At 63.7% G+C, this 14,565-nt stretch carries 16 protein-coding genes; 6 read left to right on the forward strand and 10 right to left on the reverse strand.

Annotation, left to right across the window (positions count from 1 at the left end):
• Positions 1–64: 64 nt before the first annotated feature.
• The 3 genes from NLN62_RS14925 to NLN62_RS14935 all read right to left on the reverse strand — a co-directional run bounded on the left by NLN62_RS14925 (position 65) and on the right by NLN62_RS14935 (position 1,517).
• Positions 65–655 carry an SCO family protein gene (locus tag NLN62_RS14925; protein ID WP_027521479.1) on the reverse strand — a complete coding sequence of 197 codons (591 nt, stop codon included), beginning with the start codon at positions 653–655 and terminating at the stop codon, positions 65–67.
• A gap of 25 nt (positions 656–680) precedes the next feature.
• Positions 681–875: a hypothetical protein gene (locus tag NLN62_RS14930; RefSeq protein ID WP_027521480.1), complete on the reverse strand. Its 195-nt coding sequence runs from the start codon at positions 873–875 to the stop codon at positions 681–683.
• A gap of 120 nt (positions 876–995) precedes the next feature.
• Entirely contained in the window at positions 996–1,517 is a 522-nt protein-coding gene (locus NLN62_RS14935) for a hypothetical protein (protein WP_254109264.1), read from the reverse strand.
• Between the two features lie 255 nt (positions 1,518–1,772).
• Here NLN62_RS14935 and NLN62_RS14940 point away from each other — a divergent pair, with 255 nt between their 5' ends.
• The 6 genes from NLN62_RS14940 to NLN62_RS14965 all read left to right on the forward strand — a co-directional run bounded on the left by NLN62_RS14940 (position 1,773) and on the right by NLN62_RS14965 (position 7,049).
• Positions 1,773–3,431: an FAD-binding dehydrogenase gene (locus tag NLN62_RS14940; RefSeq protein WP_254109265.1), complete on the forward strand. Its 1,659-nt coding sequence runs from the start codon at positions 1,773–1,775 to the stop codon at positions 3,429–3,431.
• 40 nt (positions 3,432–3,471) lie between these two features.
• Positions 3,472–4,353 (forward strand): PHB depolymerase family esterase, encoded by an 882-nt coding sequence (locus tag NLN62_RS14945; protein ID WP_254109266.1) that lies wholly within the window; start codon positions 3,472–3,474, stop codon positions 4,351–4,353.
• Positions 4,354–4,589: 236 nt separating this feature from the next.
• Positions 4,590–4,940 carry a RidA family protein gene (locus NLN62_RS14950; RefSeq protein WP_027521484.1) on the forward strand — a complete coding sequence of 117 codons (351 nt, stop codon included), beginning with the start codon at positions 4,590–4,592 and terminating at the stop codon, positions 4,938–4,940.
• A 205-nt stretch (positions 4,941–5,145) separates the two neighbouring features.
• Positions 5,146–5,511 carry a nuclear transport factor 2 family protein gene (locus NLN62_RS14955; protein WP_027521485.1) on the forward strand — a complete coding sequence of 122 codons (366 nt, stop codon included), beginning with the start codon at positions 5,146–5,148 and terminating at the stop codon, positions 5,509–5,511.
• A gap of 263 nt (positions 5,512–5,774) precedes the next feature.
• Positions 5,775–6,233 (forward strand): MaoC/PaaZ C-terminal domain-containing protein, encoded by a 459-nt coding sequence (locus NLN62_RS14960; protein WP_254109267.1) that lies wholly within the window; start codon positions 5,775–5,777, stop codon positions 6,231–6,233.
• A 378-nt stretch (positions 6,234–6,611) separates the two neighbouring features.
• Entirely contained in the window at positions 6,612–7,049 is a 438-nt protein-coding gene (locus tag NLN62_RS14965) for a PaaI family thioesterase (RefSeq protein WP_254113506.1), read from the forward strand.
• 143 nt (positions 7,050–7,192) lie between these two features.
• Here NLN62_RS14965 and NLN62_RS14970 read toward each other — a convergent pair whose 3' ends face one another.
• The 7 genes from NLN62_RS14970 to xylB form a co-directional block, all read right to left on the reverse strand.
• Positions 7,193–7,468: a hypothetical protein gene (locus tag NLN62_RS14970; protein ID WP_254109268.1), complete on the reverse strand. Its 276-nt coding sequence runs from the start codon at positions 7,466–7,468 to the stop codon at positions 7,193–7,195.
• Between the two features lie 464 nt (positions 7,469–7,932).
• Positions 7,933–8,775: an amidohydrolase gene (locus NLN62_RS14975; protein WP_254109269.1), complete on the reverse strand. Its 843-nt coding sequence runs from the start codon at positions 8,773–8,775 to the stop codon at positions 7,933–7,935.
• A 94-nt stretch (positions 8,776–8,869) separates the two neighbouring features.
• A complete protein-coding gene (locus NLN62_RS14980) occupies positions 8,870–9,802 on the reverse strand; it encodes a sugar-binding protein (protein WP_254109270.1) in 933 nt (310 codons plus the stop codon).
• 94 nt (positions 9,803–9,896) lie between these two features.
• Positions 9,897–10,967, reverse strand: coding sequence for an ABC transporter permease (locus NLN62_RS14985; RefSeq protein WP_254109271.1), 1,071 nt, complete (start codon positions 10,965–10,967; stop codon positions 9,897–9,899).
• Positions 10,967–11,731, reverse strand: a complete 765-nt coding sequence (locus tag NLN62_RS14990; RefSeq protein WP_027521489.1) for an ATP-binding cassette domain-containing protein — start codon at positions 11,729–11,731, stop codon at positions 10,967–10,969. The genes NLN62_RS14985 and NLN62_RS14990 overlap by 1 nt, the downstream gene beginning before the upstream one ends.
• A gap of 12 nt (positions 11,732–11,743) precedes the next feature.
• Entirely contained in the window at positions 11,744–13,066 is a 1,323-nt protein-coding gene (xylA, locus tag NLN62_RS14995; protein WP_254109272.1) for a xylose isomerase, read from the reverse strand.
• The gene (gene xylB / locus NLN62_RS15000) at positions 13,063–14,520 is read right to left on the reverse strand and encodes a xylulokinase (protein ID WP_254109273.1); all 1,458 of its coding nucleotides are present in this window, start codon (positions 14,518–14,520) and stop codon (positions 13,063–13,065) included. Before xylB ends, xylA begins: the two co-directional genes overlap by 4 nt.
• Positions 14,521–14,565: the final 45 nt, after the last annotated feature.

A 14,565-nucleotide genomic window follows, 5' to 3' on the forward strand; every position in this document is an offset into this window, starting at 1 on the left:
ATCGGAGGGCCTTATAGACCATCCCGCCGGGAACGCGAGCGCCGATTGCAGCCCATCTGAGACCTCAGAGATACCGCTTCAGCTCGGCCGCGGCCTCTTCGGGGGGCCGCTTCATATTGAACGGCGCGACGAACCTCCCATCGCGGTCCATCAAATAGATCAGCGCGGTGTGGTCCATGGTGTAGTCGCCGTCCTTGGTCGGGACCTTCTTGGCGTAGACGCGGTAGGACGTCAGCACCTTGCTCGTCTCGGCGGGATCGCCGCTGAGGCCTTCCAGATGCGGATCGAAGCTCGACAGATAGTCCTTCATCGTCGACGGCGTGTCGCGCTCGGGATCGACCGAGATGAAATAGGCGTTCACCTTGTCGGCGTCCTTGCCCATCGCGCGCAGTACCTCCGAGATCTCGAACAGCGAGGTCGGGCAGACGTCCGGGCAATGGGTGTAGCCGAAGAAGATCAGGGTCGGCTTGCCCTTCAGGCTCTTGTCGGTGACGGTTTTGCCGTTCTGGTCGGTGAGCGTGAACGGCCCGCCAATCGCGGCCGGCTGCGCCACCTTGCTGACGCCGCCCATAGCCCAGAACATTACAAGCAGACCGACGACGAGGCTTGCGGCGAAGGCAGTCGCGATCACCAGCGGGCGGGCAGTCCGGCTCATCGTGGAGAGAATCCCATTTTACGGATCAGAAGCAGGCGGACAGGCCGGCCCTGATCACTTCAAAAAACACCTGGGTGCCGTAGTGGAACCATAGCGCCAGCGTGGCGAGCACGGCGAGACCGCCAAGCCCTGCGCCCGCAAATAGCAGCACGGACGGCGTCCTGCCGGCAGTGGGCGAATTGTCCGATACCGGATGTGCCGATTGCAGCGGTTGAGCCATGACAATGACCGGGGCGATGCGCGCCGGTTCCCTGCCCTTCAAATAGGCGCTGGCCCACGCCCGGGCAAGCGCCGCGGGCGGGCCAGAATAGCTCCCCGGATCAGCTCGTTCTGATGGATATTAGTGAAGCAGCTGGCCCCGGGCGGACTCCAGCTCATCCGCTTGCGGAAGAGCCCGGCGCGACGGCCGGCTGGGCGCGGCCTGCACGTCCATGTAGCAGGGCTTGTACATCGCCTGGAGCTGCCTGCCCCTGAGGAAGATCATGTGCGGGGTGAGGCCGCCACGCTGCGAGATCCAGCGCCTCACGTGCGACGGGTACATCGCATACAGCATCTGGGTCGCTTCGGGATTGGTGACGGCGCGGCCATTGGAGCCGAAATCCCAGGCGGCATGGAAGCCGAGCGTCGCATGCGAGGTCACGCAGATGCGGTCTCGCGGGATGGCACCGAGGACGATGGTGCAGGCAGAGGCGCAGAGCCCGTCGATGATCACGGTCTCGCCGGACTGCCGCAGGTCCTGGTACCTGTCGACATAGGTTCCGATGCGGCCGCCACGGTCGTCCGCGATACGAACCACTGCGCGAGAGGCCCCCATGCCCGCGAACAGGAGAACCGCTGCGAGCAACCCCGTCAGAAACTTCATGTCCCCCGCCCCAGTCCCATTCGAATCTGTGTGTCAGGTGATGATGCTGCGCCAGCGTCCGTCGTAACCGTGGTTTTGTCTAGGCGCGTGGGCTGGCTCAAAACAAATTCAAATACGGTGTTGCGCCCGCGCTGCACTTCGCCGATCCCTTGGCCGGCCCAATCCCAAAGTGGAACAAGTTAACGGATTCTTGCGCCCCTCCTCTTGATCCCAGCGACGGCGGCTGACAATCCGGATGACTACAGGGGGAACTCAATGGCTGAGCAGGCGGACGTCATCATTATCGGCGCGGGGTTGTCGGGGCTGGTTGCTGCAACCGAGATTGCCGATGCCGGCAAGCGCGTGATCGTCGTCGATCAGGAGGGCGAGCAATCGATCGGCGGTCAGGCGTTCTGGTCGTTCGGCGGATTGTTCCTGGTCGATTCGCCGGAACAGCGCCGGCTCGGGATCAAGGATTCCTTCGAGCTCGCATTGCAGGACTGGCTCGGCACCGCGGGCTTCGACCGCGACGAGGATTTGTGGCCAAGGAAATGGGCTGAAGCCTATGTGGCGTTCGCGGCCGGCGAGAAGCGCTCGTGGCTCCGCGCGATGGGCCATCGCATCTTCCCGGTGGTCGGCTGGGCCGAGCGCGGCGGCTATGACGCGATGGGGCACGGCAATTCGGTGCCGCGCTTTCACGTCACCTGGGGCACAGGACCCGGCATCGTCGAGCCGTTCGAGCGCCGCGCACGCGAGGCGGCCAGAAGGGGCCGGCTGACCTTCAAGTTCCGCCATCGCGTCGATGCATTGAACATCACGAACGGCACGGTCGACGGCGTGAGCGGAAAAATCCTCGAGCCTGACAGTGTCGAGCGCGGCAAGAGCTCCTCGCGCAAGGTAGTCGGCGACTTCACGTTGAAGGCGCAGGCGGTGATCGTTGCCTCCGGCGGCATCGGCGGCAATCACGATCTGGTGCGGCAGAACTGGCCGAAGCGGCTGGGCGAGCCGCCGAAGTTCATGATCTCCGGCGTGCCCGAACACGTCGACGGCCGCATGATCGGCATCACGGAAGGCGTCGGCGCGCGGCTGATCAACCGCGACCGCATGTGGCACTATGTCGAGGGCATCCAGAACTGGTCACCAATCTGGCCGCGCCACGGCATCCGCATCCTGCCCGGTCCCTCCTCGATGTGGTTCGATGCCACGGGCACGCGCCTGCCGGCGCCGCTCTTCCCAGGCTCGGACACGCTCGGCCAGCTCAAATACATCATGTCGACCGGCTATGATTATTCCTGGTTCGTGCTGACCCAGAGCATCATCAAGAAGGAATTTGCGCTCTCGGGCTCCGAGCAGAATCCGGATCTCACGGGAAAAAGCTGGCGCATGACCTTGCGCCGCGCCACCAACAAGGGCGCGCCGGCGCCGGTCGAAGCGTTCAAGAGCCATGGTGTCGACTTCATTGTGCGCGACAAGCTCGAGGAGCTCGTGGCTGCCATGAACAATCTTGCCGGCAACGATCTCCTCAGGCTCGACCATGTCAGGATGCAGATCGAGGCGCGCGACCGTGAGATCGCCAATCCCTTCGTCAAGGACGCGCAGGTCATGAATATCCACAATGCGCGCCGCTATATCGGCGACAAGCTGATCCGCACCGCCGCTCCCCATCGGATCCTCGATCCCGAGCACGGGCCGCTGATCGCGGTCAAGCTCAACATCCTGACGCGCAAGACGCTCGGCGGCTTCGAGACCGATCTGGACTCGCGCGTGTTCGGACAAGAGGGCCAGGTCATTCCCGGGCTTTACGCCGTGGGCGAGGCCGCCGGCTTCGGCGGCGGCGGCGTGCACGGCTACCGCTCGCTGGAAGGCACGTTCCTCGGCGGCTGCCTGTTCTCGGGCCGCAACGCCGGGCGCGCAGCGGCGAAGGCTGTGGGGTGACATCGTGCTGTGGCGGTGGGGCATTGGAGTTGTGGCTGCAATGCTGCTGTTCGCCGTACATGCCGAGGCCGACACGATCGACGTCAATGGCGTGACCCGCACGTTCATCATGATGCGGGCGCCGACCAAGCCGGCGCCGCTCGTCATCGTGCTGCACGGCAAGACGCAGCGCGGCGCCGACATGGTGACGCGGACATCCTGGCCGCTGATTGCCGGGCGCGACTCCTTTGCCGTGGTTTTCCCTGATGGACTGAGCAACGCCTGGGCTGATGCGCGACCCGACGCACGACGCGCCGGCCGCGGACCGCCCGAGGGCACCGACGACATCGCTTTCATCGTGGCCCTGGTCGACAAGCTCGTGAAGGACGGCACGGCAGACGCGCGCCGCGTCCATATCACCGGCATCTCCAATGGCGGCGCGATGACCATGACGCTGGCCTGCAACCGCGCCGATCTGTTCGCGGCCGCCGCGAGCGTGATCATGAACCTCAACGACGAATCGGCCGCCGCCTGCCATCCATCGCGTCCGCTGCCGATGCTGATCATGAACGGCACCGTCGATCCGCTGATCCCCTATGGCGGCGGCCGCGGCACGAGCTATTTCGCGGCCAACGGTTTCTGGTCGACCACGAAGACGCTGGCATTCTGGCGCAGTGTCGATGGCTGCGAAGCTGATGATGCCACGGCAACCGATCTGCCCGACAGGAATCCTCACGACGAGTCCACCGTGACGCAGATCGGCTCTCGCTGCCCGAAAGGGCGCGACGTCGTGCTCTATCGCGTCAATGGCGGCGGTCATCGCATGCCCGGGCATTTCCCCGACGCGAATTTCCCAAAGCTCGCGAACGGCCTGCTCGGCCCGCAGAACGGCGACATCGACGGCGCCGATACGATCTGGGCGTTCTTCAGCCGCTTTCCTTAGCGCATGATCCGGACCCGAAGGGCCGCGTTAGCGCAAAGTGCGAAGCGGTTTTCCGAAAAAGATCATGCACGATCAAGAACCTAAAGCGCGGTGACGATTGATTTCAATCTCATCGCGCTTTAGGCCGCGCATGCATCGGCCGCGACGCATGCGTCACCGGCGACGCATGCGTCACCGGGGTGGCAGAGCACAAGGCGCTGCGCTAGACAGGGCCGCCATTCCAACAGGAGATCCCCATGAGCATTCAACGTCTTGAATCCGGCCCGCGCATGAGCCAGGTCGTCGTGCACGGCAACACCGTCTATCTCGCTGGTGTCGTCGCCAGCAAGGCCGCCGGTGAAAGCGTGACGAAGCAGACCCAGGACATTCTGGCGACCATCGACAGCCATCTTGCCAAGGCAGGCACCGACAAATCGAAACTGCTGTCGGCGACGATCTACATCACCGACATGAAGACCTTTCAGGAAATGAACGCCGTGTGGGACGCCTGGGTGTCGCCCGGCAACACGCCGGCGCGTGCCACCGTGGAAGCCAAGCTCGCCGCCCCGCAATACACCGTCGAGATCATGGTGACCGCGGCGAAGTAAGCGTCGCCCGGACAAAATTGCGCGCGCCTGAAGCGCGATGAATATCATCGCGCTTCAGTTCTTTGTTGGCGCATGATCTTGTCGGAAAACCGCTTCACACCTTACCGGATCATGCGCATGACCTCCGAGGTAATCGATTGGCGCGCGCAAACCTTCGATAGTCAGGGACAGCCGAACCATCCGGCGTTTTTCGAAGGAGGCCACCATGACCGACCACATCACCCTCGCCCGCCGCTATATCGATCTCTGGAACGAGCGCACGCCGGGCAAACGGCGCGAACTGCTCAGCGAGAACTGGACGGCGGATGCGAGCTATATCGATCCCTTGATGCGCGGTGACGGCCATGACGGCGTCGATGCGCTGATCGCCGGCGTGCAGCAGCGCTTTCCGGAGTTCAGGTTCAAGCTGATCGGCGAGCCAAACGGCTATGGCGAGCACCTGCGCTTTTCCTGGGGCCTCGGCCCCGACGGCGTCGACAGCCCGATCAAGGGCACCGATTTCGCCGTACTGAAAGACGGCCGCATCAAGAGCATCACGGGATTCTTGGATCAGGTGCCTGCCGGCACGTGAGGGTGCGAATGCGGCTGCTTCACCCTCTCCCGACGCGCGTAACTTCGGGGCGATGCGGAATTTGGTCGCTCGCGGCGCATAGCGGGACCATGCCGACTTGCCGCTGGCTTAGCCGGTCGCGAATGACCATCGCGGACATTCGCTGCTGGCAGTTACTACGCTCCAAAGGACCTCTGTGATTGCACTCGACGAGAATTTCACCGTAATGTCTTGACCGTCCTCGCCGCTTTCCGCCTTCGAAAACCCAATGGATGGGGATGCTCATGAAGGTGACATACTTCGAGGATCTGAACGTCGGAGATAGTTGGACGACGACAGAACACCTCGTGGATCGAGAAGAAATGCTGGCCTATAATCGCGCATACGACCCGTGGCCTTTTCACGTTGATGCAGAGGCCGCCAGCAAATCGCCGTTCGGTGGACTGATCGCAAGCGGGGGTTACACAATCAGCTTGATGTATCGGTTGTTCCACGAAGTCGTGAACCAGCCGGATCGGAAGTGGGCTTTCTTGGGGGGCTTTGACTGGCAGGTCAAATTCCCGGAACCCGTGCGTGCAGGTGACCGGTTGCACGAATGCATCACAATTATTGAGAAGCGCCCGTCTCGCAAGCCGGGACGGGGTGTCATCAAGAACCGCGTCGAAGTGATCAACGATCGAAAAAGTGTGGTGCTATCAATCGAGGCCATTGTGTTGCTGGCCACTCGCTCACGGGGCGAGTAGACGGAATTTGCTTAGGGCCATGTGGTGCCCACTAATCCGGTTCTAGCCGTGCTGATGTCGTTTCTCCATCGCGTCATTTCGCTGCGATGCGGAAGTTGATCGCATAGCGGACTTTCTGGCGAGCCTCCGCCCTGCAACTGCAACCACGGATTTTCTCGCATTAGATGTTCTCGACAGAGGCGGTCGCGCGTACCTCGCGCTTTGGGGGCCTCCAAAGGACCCGGACGACCGATCGCCGGAGGTCGCATACCATCACCCATCGCAAGGCGTCGCGCTTCAATCCGGCACTTGGATGCCGAACCACGAGTACAATTGTTTCCTGCGGATCGTCAGCGAATGGCACAGGTTTTCGCCAAGGAACGGAGGTCGCGCATGACCATGAACAGCACCGGTATCCCCGAAGGTTTCGAACCGCACTTCCGTAAGAGCCCTTTAACCGATCCTTGGGAACCGCTCTATTCGAAGCGGACGGACAAAGCCGTGATCATGGGAGTACGGCTGGCCAAGCCGCACACCAATGCACGTGGCAACGTTCATGGCGGGCTGATCTCCGCGCTTGCTGACAACGCGATGGGCTATAGCTGCGCACAGGCGATTGGCTGGGCATCGTCGCTGGCGACGATCACTCTTGTGGTCGACTTCACCGGCATCGCACAGATCGGGCAATGGCTCACCGTGGACAGTGAGGTGATCAAAACCGGCAGAACGATCTGCTTCGCGCAAAGTCTAATCAAGGCCGACGACAGTGTAATCGCTCGGGCAAACGCCACGTTTCGCGTGGTGCGGAAGCATGAGGGTGACACTCATCCCCGCTAGCCGTTAACGCTCGCACCACACATCCGGCGTGAGAGAACATTCAGATCGATCTAGGTCCACAACGGGTCAAAATGCGAAGAACTCAACGTTAGCAAATCTTAACAAGCGTTTTCCGCGCGGCTCAATAAAAACTACGACTACGTTCAGTTTCCAAGCACGTTGCGGAGCGCTCGGTCGCGTACCGTCTTCGGACACTTTGGAGTTATGCTGCAAACCAAGGCCGAAATAGCGACAACTTCGCGAAGGCCAATCTTGTCGCACTTGAAGGTGATGGGCCCCCACCCAAGCTCGAGCGGCGGGTCAAAAAGGACCTCGTTTCCATTATGGAATGTGTAATGCTGTGGCACTTCGGCTTGCGCCTTCGACCATCCGGAAGTGCAAAGTACTACAATCAACGCAAAGCTAAATGCTTTGAACATGCAATCCTCCTCTGGCTTCAGCATTGGCGATTGCAGAATGCTAAACTATGCAACCGTTCCGATCGGTGAGGTAGATCACAGGGCGGGATGGTACCTCGGAAGATTTTTGGGTCTGCCCGTGCCCACATTGGTACCGCCACCGCTGCGACGCCGATCTCGCTACCAAGCCGCTGCGCTACGGATTGGGGTGGCCATCGCGCCAGCATCGAGCGTTCGCAAGCAGCAGGCGTCAGCATCGCCGCCCTAGGAAGGCCGTACAGTGCGCCGGGAGTGCAGGGCTACAGGAAAAGACGGGCCCGGCCTCGCCAGCGCACAGGCGGTCACGCATCATGCCGGAGTGCGCGGCAAGGAACCTCGCGCAAGGGACACTATATGGACACCGACTTCCGTTTTATCCGCTATTTCAATCGGTTGTGGATATCCTCATATTCCCACAAGGGAAGAAGGAAGTGCTCGCGGCCACATCAGCACAATCGATACGCCCGCTGCGCATTCGCTCCGAATGCTTTCTTGCGTACCTGTGGGCCCAGCTTCGTCAGACAATCATCGAGCGCGCCCTTGATCTCACCGTAGCTTCCTGCAAGCAGGCACACGGGCCAGTCGGAGCCGAAGATCAGGCGATCCTCGCCGAAGCATTTGGCGACGTGCTCGACGTAGGGCAATAGGCGCTCCGCGTCCCAGTCGTTCCAGCGGGCCTCCGTCGCAAGGCCGGAGATCTTGCACCAGACGTTGCCGCTGCTCGCGAGCGCCGCGATGCGACCGGCCCATTCGTCGCTCCATCCATCGGCGATCGGCGGCTTGGCGGCGTGATCGAGCACGAAACGCGCGTGCGGAAAGGCCTGGGCAGTTGCGATCGCGGCAGGCAGTTCGCGGGTGCGGACCAGGAAATCGTAGGTGAGATCGCACGCGAACACCGCCATCAGGCCACGCTGCACGTCCTCGCGCAACAGCCAGTCGGGATCGGCTTCGTCATGGACCTGGTGGCGGATGCCGACAAGCTTCTTGCCTTCTGGCGAGGCCCGCAGCCGGTCGAGCGTCTCGTCGAGCGCGCCATCCGTGAGATCGGCCCAGCCGACGACGCCGGCGACGAAGGGCGTTGCCGCAGCAATGCGCAGAAATTCCTCGGTCTCCGCGACCGAGGACCGGCACTGCACCAAAATGCTCGCATCGATGCCGTTCTGCTTCAGGAGCGGCGCGAGATCGGCGGGGCCGAAGGCGCGGCGGATCGGTGCGAGTTCGGTCGCCGCCATCCAGGGATAGTCGGCGCGCGCCGGGTCCCAGAAATGTTGATGCCCGTCGATCACCATGTTTCACCCTCCACCTGGCAAGATCCTAGCCTCTCCCGCCTGCGTGTCTGCAGGCGGGAGAGGAAGCGCAGGGACGTCGGGGCTGGCAGACGTCCTACTTCAAGAGTTGCGCGACGTTGTCCTTCGTCACGAGATCGAGGCCGGTGTAGATGATCTCCGGCACCTTCTCGCCCTTCTTGATCGCGAGCAGGGCGTCCATCGACTTCACGCCCATCTCGAACGGGCGCTGGCCGGTGAGCGCATTGGAATAGCCGTCACGCAGGAGCTCAAGCTGCATCTTGAGCGTATCGGCGACGACGAGCGTCAGCTTGCCGGAATCGATGTCCTTCTTGTTCTTGTTGACGAAAGCCTTGAAGCCTTCCGGCGCGAACATCGGCCAGCCACCGACCGGCACGATCGCGGCGAGGTCCGGCGTCGCGGTGCGCAGGTCCGCCATCTGCTGAACCGCGAGCGTGGAATCGTCGTTGCAGAAGGTCGGCGAGCCCGCGACCTCGACCCATTTCGAGCCCTTGAGCGCCTCGCGGACGCCATCGACGCGCTCGGCGAGGTTCTTCGCGCCCGGACCGCCGGAGACCATGGCATATTTGCCGCCCTCGGGCCGGAGCTGAAGCAATTGCTTGCCGAGCGCGAGGCCGAAGTCCTTGTTGTTGGTGCCGATATAGGCGATGCGCTTGGAGCCCGGCGCATCCGCGTCAAACGTGATGACGGGAATGCCGGCCGCGGTCGCCGCCTCGATCGACTTGGTCATTGCCGCGACGTCGGCAACGGAGATCGCCAGGCCATCCACCTTCTGGGTGATGAAGTCCTGGATGATCTGCGCCTGCGTCGCCGGCTCGTGCTCGATCGGCCCCTTGTAGATGCACTCGACGTTGCCGAGCTCTTTCGCGCGCTTCATGCAGCCGTCGCGTGCCACGTCGAAGAACGGATTGTTCATCGCCTTGGGTACGACCGCGAACTTGTAGGTCTGGGCGAACGCCGGGGTCACCATCATCGCGATGGCCATGCCGGCAAGCAGGATCTTCCTCATTACGTTCCCTCCACATTATGCCTATCCTCTTGAAAACGATGGCTCCGGAAGGCGGATAGACGATGCATTCGTTGCCCTCCCGGAGTAACTCTTGTCAGGCCATGCGCGAGCGGATGCGGTCCACCAGCACGGCCAGGATGATGATCACGCCGACCAGCGTCTGCTGCCAGTAGGAGTTGACCTGCGCGAGCACGAGGCCGTTGCGGATCACCTCGAGCAGCACGCAGCCGACGATGGCTCCCAACGGACCGCCGATGCCGCCGGCGAGATTGGCACCGCCGATGACGGCGGCCGCGATCACGTTGAGCTCGTAGGACGTCGCCATGTTCGCCGGCGCCGATCCCAGCCAGCCGGAGATGATGATGCCCTGAAGCCCCGCGGCGAGCGCGCAGATCACGTAGACCTCGATCTTCACGCGCACGACCGAGATGCCGGTCAATTCGGCCGCCTTCTCGTTGCCGCCGAGCGCAAAGACGTGACGACCGAAGGTGGTGTGGTGCAGCACCACCGCCATGACGAGGGCGAGGATCACGAGGTAAATGAACGGCGCGGGCACGCCGAACAGGTCGCCCGAGGTGAGCGCGTAGAAATAGTCGGCGTCCGGTCCGCCCGGAAAACTGCCGCGGCCGTTGGAGACGACATAAGCGAGCCCACGCACGATCGAGAGCATGCCGAGTGTCGTGACGAATGGCGACAGCCCCAGCGTCGCGATGCAGAAGCCGTTGATGAGCCCGACGACGAGTGCGGCCGCCAGCCCCGCCAGCACGGAGATCACGAGAATCAGTCCTGGCACGTTGGCGACGACGGTCTTGCCGTCAGCCGCCAAATGGACGAACAGCGACCCCGGTGCCGACAGCTCGACCATGACCATGGAGGTGATCATGGCAGAGAAGCACATCATCGAACCGACGGAAAGATCGATGCCGCCGGTGATGATGACGAAGGTGATTCCGAGGGTTGCGATGGCGATAAAGGAAAAGTTCTTCGCCACGTTCTGCATGTTGCCTTCGGTGAAGAAGTAGGGGCTGGCAAAATGCATGATGGCGAGCAGCACCAGGAGTGCGAGCAGGACGTAGCCGGTCTGCGTCGCAAGGAGACCGCGCTGCCACCATCTTGCCTTGCCGACATTGGTGAAGGTGATAGGGGATTCGATCTGGATCGCCATTACGCCGCCTCCTTCGCGCCGGTGATGAGGGCGGTGACTTCCTCGGGGCTGGTATCGTGGATCGCCTTGTCGGCGCGCTTCTCGCCGCGGCGCATCACGACGACGCGGTCGCAAACCGCGAACACGTCGGGCATGCGGTGCGAGATCAGCATCACGGCGACGCCCTGCTCCTTCAGGCGGTGGATCAGGCTCAGCACCTGCTCGACCTGGCGCACCGAGATCGCGGCGGTTGGCTCGTCCATCATCACGAGCTTGGCGTTCGACAGCCGCGTCCGCGCGATCGCGACCGCCTGGCGCTGGCCGCCCGACATCTGCTTGACGAGATCGTGCGGCCGCGTCTCCGAGCGCAACTCGCCGAACAAGTCCAGCGCGCGCGCCGCCATCGCCTTGTGGTCGAGCAGCGAGATGGGGCCGAATTTGCGCTTGAGCTCGCGGCCAAGAAAGACGTTCGCCGCAGCCGACAGATTGTCGGCGAGCGCGAGGTCCTGGTAGACCACCTCGATGCCGACAGCGCGGGCGTCGATCGGCCGGTAGAAATGCACGGCATTGCCGTCGAAGCGGATCTCGCCGTGGCTGGGACGGAAATTGCCGGCGATAATTTTCACCAGCGTCGACTTGCCGGCGCCGTTGTCGCCCATCAGGCCGACCACCTCGCCCGGATAGACCTGCATGTCGACGTCGTGCAGCGCGCGGATGGCGCCGAACTCCTTGCCGATCCCGGTCAGTTCGAGGACCGGCTGCCGTGTTGCTTCAACGTTTGTCATCAGCGGCCTCGCTCAGACGTACCGGTTGACCAGGGATTCAAGGTATTCCTGCCGGCCCGACCGCGGCTGCGGATCGAAGCCGGGGGCGAGCGCGCGATCGGCGAGATCGGCGAGCGAGCGCTGGCCGGCAAGGATGGCGCGGCCCTCAGCTCCAGCCCATCCGTTATAGCGCTCGGCGAGCGGCGCCGTGAGCGCGCCGGCATCGAGCATGTCGGCCGCCGCGAGGAAGGCCCGCGCGCAGGCATCCATCGAGGCGACATGGGCGTGGATCAGATCGTCGGGGTCGATCGATTGTCGCCTGATCTTGGCATCGAAATTGAGACCGCCCGTGGTAAAGCCGCCGCGGTTCAGCATCTCGTGGAACACCAGCACCAGCTCGCACACGTTCATCGCGAACTGGTCGGTGTCCCAGCCGAGCAGATCATCGCCGCGGTTGATGTCGAGCGAGCCGAACACACCGAGCGCCTCGGCAAGCGCAACCTCGTGCTGGAACGAGTGCCCGGCGAGGATGGCGTGGTTCTGCTCGATGTTGAGCTTGACGTCCTCGAGGAGGTCATAGCGCTGGAGGAAGCCGTAGCAGGTGGCAACGTCGAAGTCGTATTGATGCTTGGTCGGCTCCTTCGGCTTGGGCTCGATCAGGATCGGGCCCTTGAAACCGAGCTTGTGCTTGTGCTCGACGACCAGCGAGACGAAGCGGCCAAGCTGGTCGAGCTCGCGGCCGATGTCGGTGTTGAGCAGCGTCTCGTAGCCCTCGCGCCCGCCCCATAGCACGTAGTTCTGGCCGCCGAGCCGGTGCGTGACCTCGAGCGCGGCGCGCACCTGTCCGGCGGCATAGGTAAAGACGTCGGGATCCGGATTGGTCGCGGCGCCCGCCATGTAGCGACGGTGCGTGAACAGATTGGCCGTGCCCCAGAGCAGGCGCACCTTGGCGGAGGCCATCTTCTGTTCGAACAGATCGGCGATCGCGTTGAGGTTGGCGACGGATTCGGCGAGCGAGGCTCCTTCCGGCGCCGCATCGACGTCATGGAAGGTGAAGAACGGCACATCTAGCAGGCGGAACAGCTCGAAGGCGACATCGGCCTTGGCGCGCGCCATCGCCATGGCATCGCTGCCGTGATGCCATGGCCGCAGGAACGTCTCGCCGCCGAAGGGATCACCGCCCGGCCAGCAGAACGAATGCCAGTAGCAGACGGCAAAGCGCAAATGATCCTCCAGCCTGCGGCCGTGGACGATGCGGTCCTTGTCGTACCAGCGGAACGCGAGCGGGCCCTTGGCGTTCGTACCGCCATAGGCGACCGGCGCGGTCGCACCAAAGAAATTTGGGGATGCGTTCACAGCGAGAACTCCTTCAGCGCGGGATACAGTTTTCGCCACTGATGATAGGCGTCGTCATAGGCGGCAGCGGTGGACGCGCGCGGCGTGAAACTCGCGAGGCGCCGCGGCCGCGTGCAGACTTGCGCGGGCTCCTCGCCGGTGGCGGCCAGGCGTCCGAGCCGCGCGGCGCCCAGCGCAGCTCCGACCTCGCCTTCCTCGACGCGGTGGACGGGAATGCCGAGCACGTCGGCGCAGATCTGCGCCCACAAGGCCGAGCGCGATCCGCCGCCGACGAGATCGACCTCCGAAATCGCCGAGCTGGCGCTGCCGAGCGCGGCGAGATTGTCGCGCGCGGCGAAGGCAACGCCTTCGAGCACGGCCTGCACGATCTGGTCGCGTCCGTTTGCGCCGCGCAGGCCCACGAAGGCGCCGCTCGCTGCAGCATCATTGTGCGGCGTGCGCTCGCCATCGAGGTAGGGCAGGAACTTGATCGGGCTCGGCGCCTTGACGCTCTCGCCGAGCGGCGCAAGCAGCGCGGCCGCAGGCGTTGCCATCACGTCGGAAAGCCAGGCGAGGGAAGCCGCCGCCGAGAGCATCACGCCCATCTGATGCCACAGGCCGGGCAGTGCGTGGCAGAAGGCGTGCACGGCGGAAGCGGGCGCCGGCGCAAACCGGTCGGTGACACGGAAGATGACGCCGGAGGTGCCGAGCGACAGGAAGGCATCGCCGGGCGCGATCGCGCCGAGCCCGATCGCGCTCGCCGCGTTGTCACCGGCGCCACCGGCAACCACCACATTCTTCGCCATGCCCCATCGCTGCGCGTATTCTGGAGCCAGCACTGCACTGACCTCGCTGCCCTCGACGAGCCGCGGCATGTGATGCAGATCGAGGCCCGTGGCGTGCAGCAGCAGCGGCGACCAGCGGCGCTGGCCGACGTCGAGCCACAGCGTGCCGGCGGCATCCGACATGTCCTCGACCATCTCGCCGGTCAGGCGGTAGCGGACATAGGCCTTCGGCAACAGCACTTTTGCGACGCGCCTGAAGATCTCGGGCTCGTGCCCCGCGACCCACAACAGCTTTGGCGCAGTGAAACCGGGCATCGCCAGATTGCCCGCAATCGCATGCAGCGACGGACAGCGCCGCTCCAGCTTGGCACATTCGGCATGCGAGCGGCCGTCGTTCCAGAGAATGGCAGGGCGCAGCGGACGGCCGTCATCGCCAAGCAGCGTCGCGCCGTGCATCTGGCCGGACAGCCCGATGCCGCGAGTGAGCGCGACCTCGCTGCGGTTGCTGGCGGCGAGATCGTCGACCGCGCCGACCGCGGCATCGACCCAGGCGTCCGGATCCTGCTCGGACCACAGCGGCGCGGGATGCGACAGCGCAAGCTCGCGCGCGGCGGTCGCGACAATCGCACCGGCTTCGCTTACGAGCACCGCCTTCACACCGGACGTGCCGATGTCCAGTCCGAGAAACACGTTTCGTCCTCCCTTTCCGGCCCTGCTGGCGATCTCTGTCGCCTG

It is taken from the genome of Bradyrhizobium sp. CCGUVB23, from assembly GCF_024199885.1.
GTDB lineage: Bacteria > Pseudomonadota > Alphaproteobacteria > Rhizobiales > Xanthobacteraceae > Bradyrhizobium.

Excerpts from the sequence above, each read along its gene's own strand:
- NLN62_RS14925 (WP_027521479.1), bottom strand. The coding sequence starts at position 655 with ATGAGCCGGACTGCCCGCCCGCTGGTGATCGCGACTGCCTTCGCCGCA.
- NLN62_RS14930 (WP_027521480.1), bottom strand. The coding sequence starts at position 875 with ATGGCTCAACCGCTGCAATCGGCACATCCGGTATCGGACAATTCGCCC.
- NLN62_RS14935 (WP_254109264.1), bottom strand. The coding sequence starts at position 1,517 with ATGAAGTTTCTGACGGGGTTGCTCGCAGCGGTTCTCCTGTTCGCGGGC.
- NLN62_RS14940 (WP_254109265.1), top strand. The coding sequence starts at position 1,773 with ATGGCTGAGCAGGCGGACGTCATCATTATCGGCGCGGGGTTGTCGGGG.
- NLN62_RS14945 (WP_254109266.1), top strand. The coding sequence starts at position 3,472 with ATGCTGCTGTTCGCCGTACATGCCGAGGCCGACACGATCGACGTCAAT.
- NLN62_RS14950 (WP_027521484.1), top strand. The coding sequence starts at position 4,590 with ATGAGCATTCAACGTCTTGAATCCGGCCCGCGCATGAGCCAGGTCGTC.
- NLN62_RS14955 (WP_027521485.1), top strand. The coding sequence starts at position 5,146 with ATGACCGACCACATCACCCTCGCCCGCCGCTATATCGATCTCTGGAAC.
- NLN62_RS14960 (WP_254109267.1), top strand. The coding sequence starts at position 5,775 with ATGAAGGTGACATACTTCGAGGATCTGAACGTCGGAGATAGTTGGACG.
- NLN62_RS14965 (WP_254113506.1), top strand. The coding sequence starts at position 6,612 with ATGAACAGCACCGGTATCCCCGAAGGTTTCGAACCGCACTTCCGTAAG.
- NLN62_RS14970 (WP_254109268.1), bottom strand. The coding sequence starts at position 7,468 with ATGTTCAAAGCATTTAGCTTTGCGTTGATTGTAGTACTTTGCACTTCC.
- NLN62_RS14975 (WP_254109269.1), bottom strand. The coding sequence starts at position 8,775 with ATGGTGATCGACGGGCATCAACATTTCTGGGACCCGGCGCGCGCCGAC.
- NLN62_RS14980 (WP_254109270.1), bottom strand. The coding sequence starts at position 9,802 with ATGAGGAAGATCCTGCTTGCCGGCATGGCCATCGCGATGATGGTGACC.
- NLN62_RS14985 (WP_254109271.1), bottom strand. The coding sequence starts at position 10,967 with ATGGCGATCCAGATCGAATCCCCTATCACCTTCACCAATGTCGGCAAG.
- NLN62_RS14990 (WP_027521489.1), bottom strand. The coding sequence starts at position 11,731 with ATGACAAACGTTGAAGCAACACGGCAGCCGGTCCTCGAACTGACCGGG.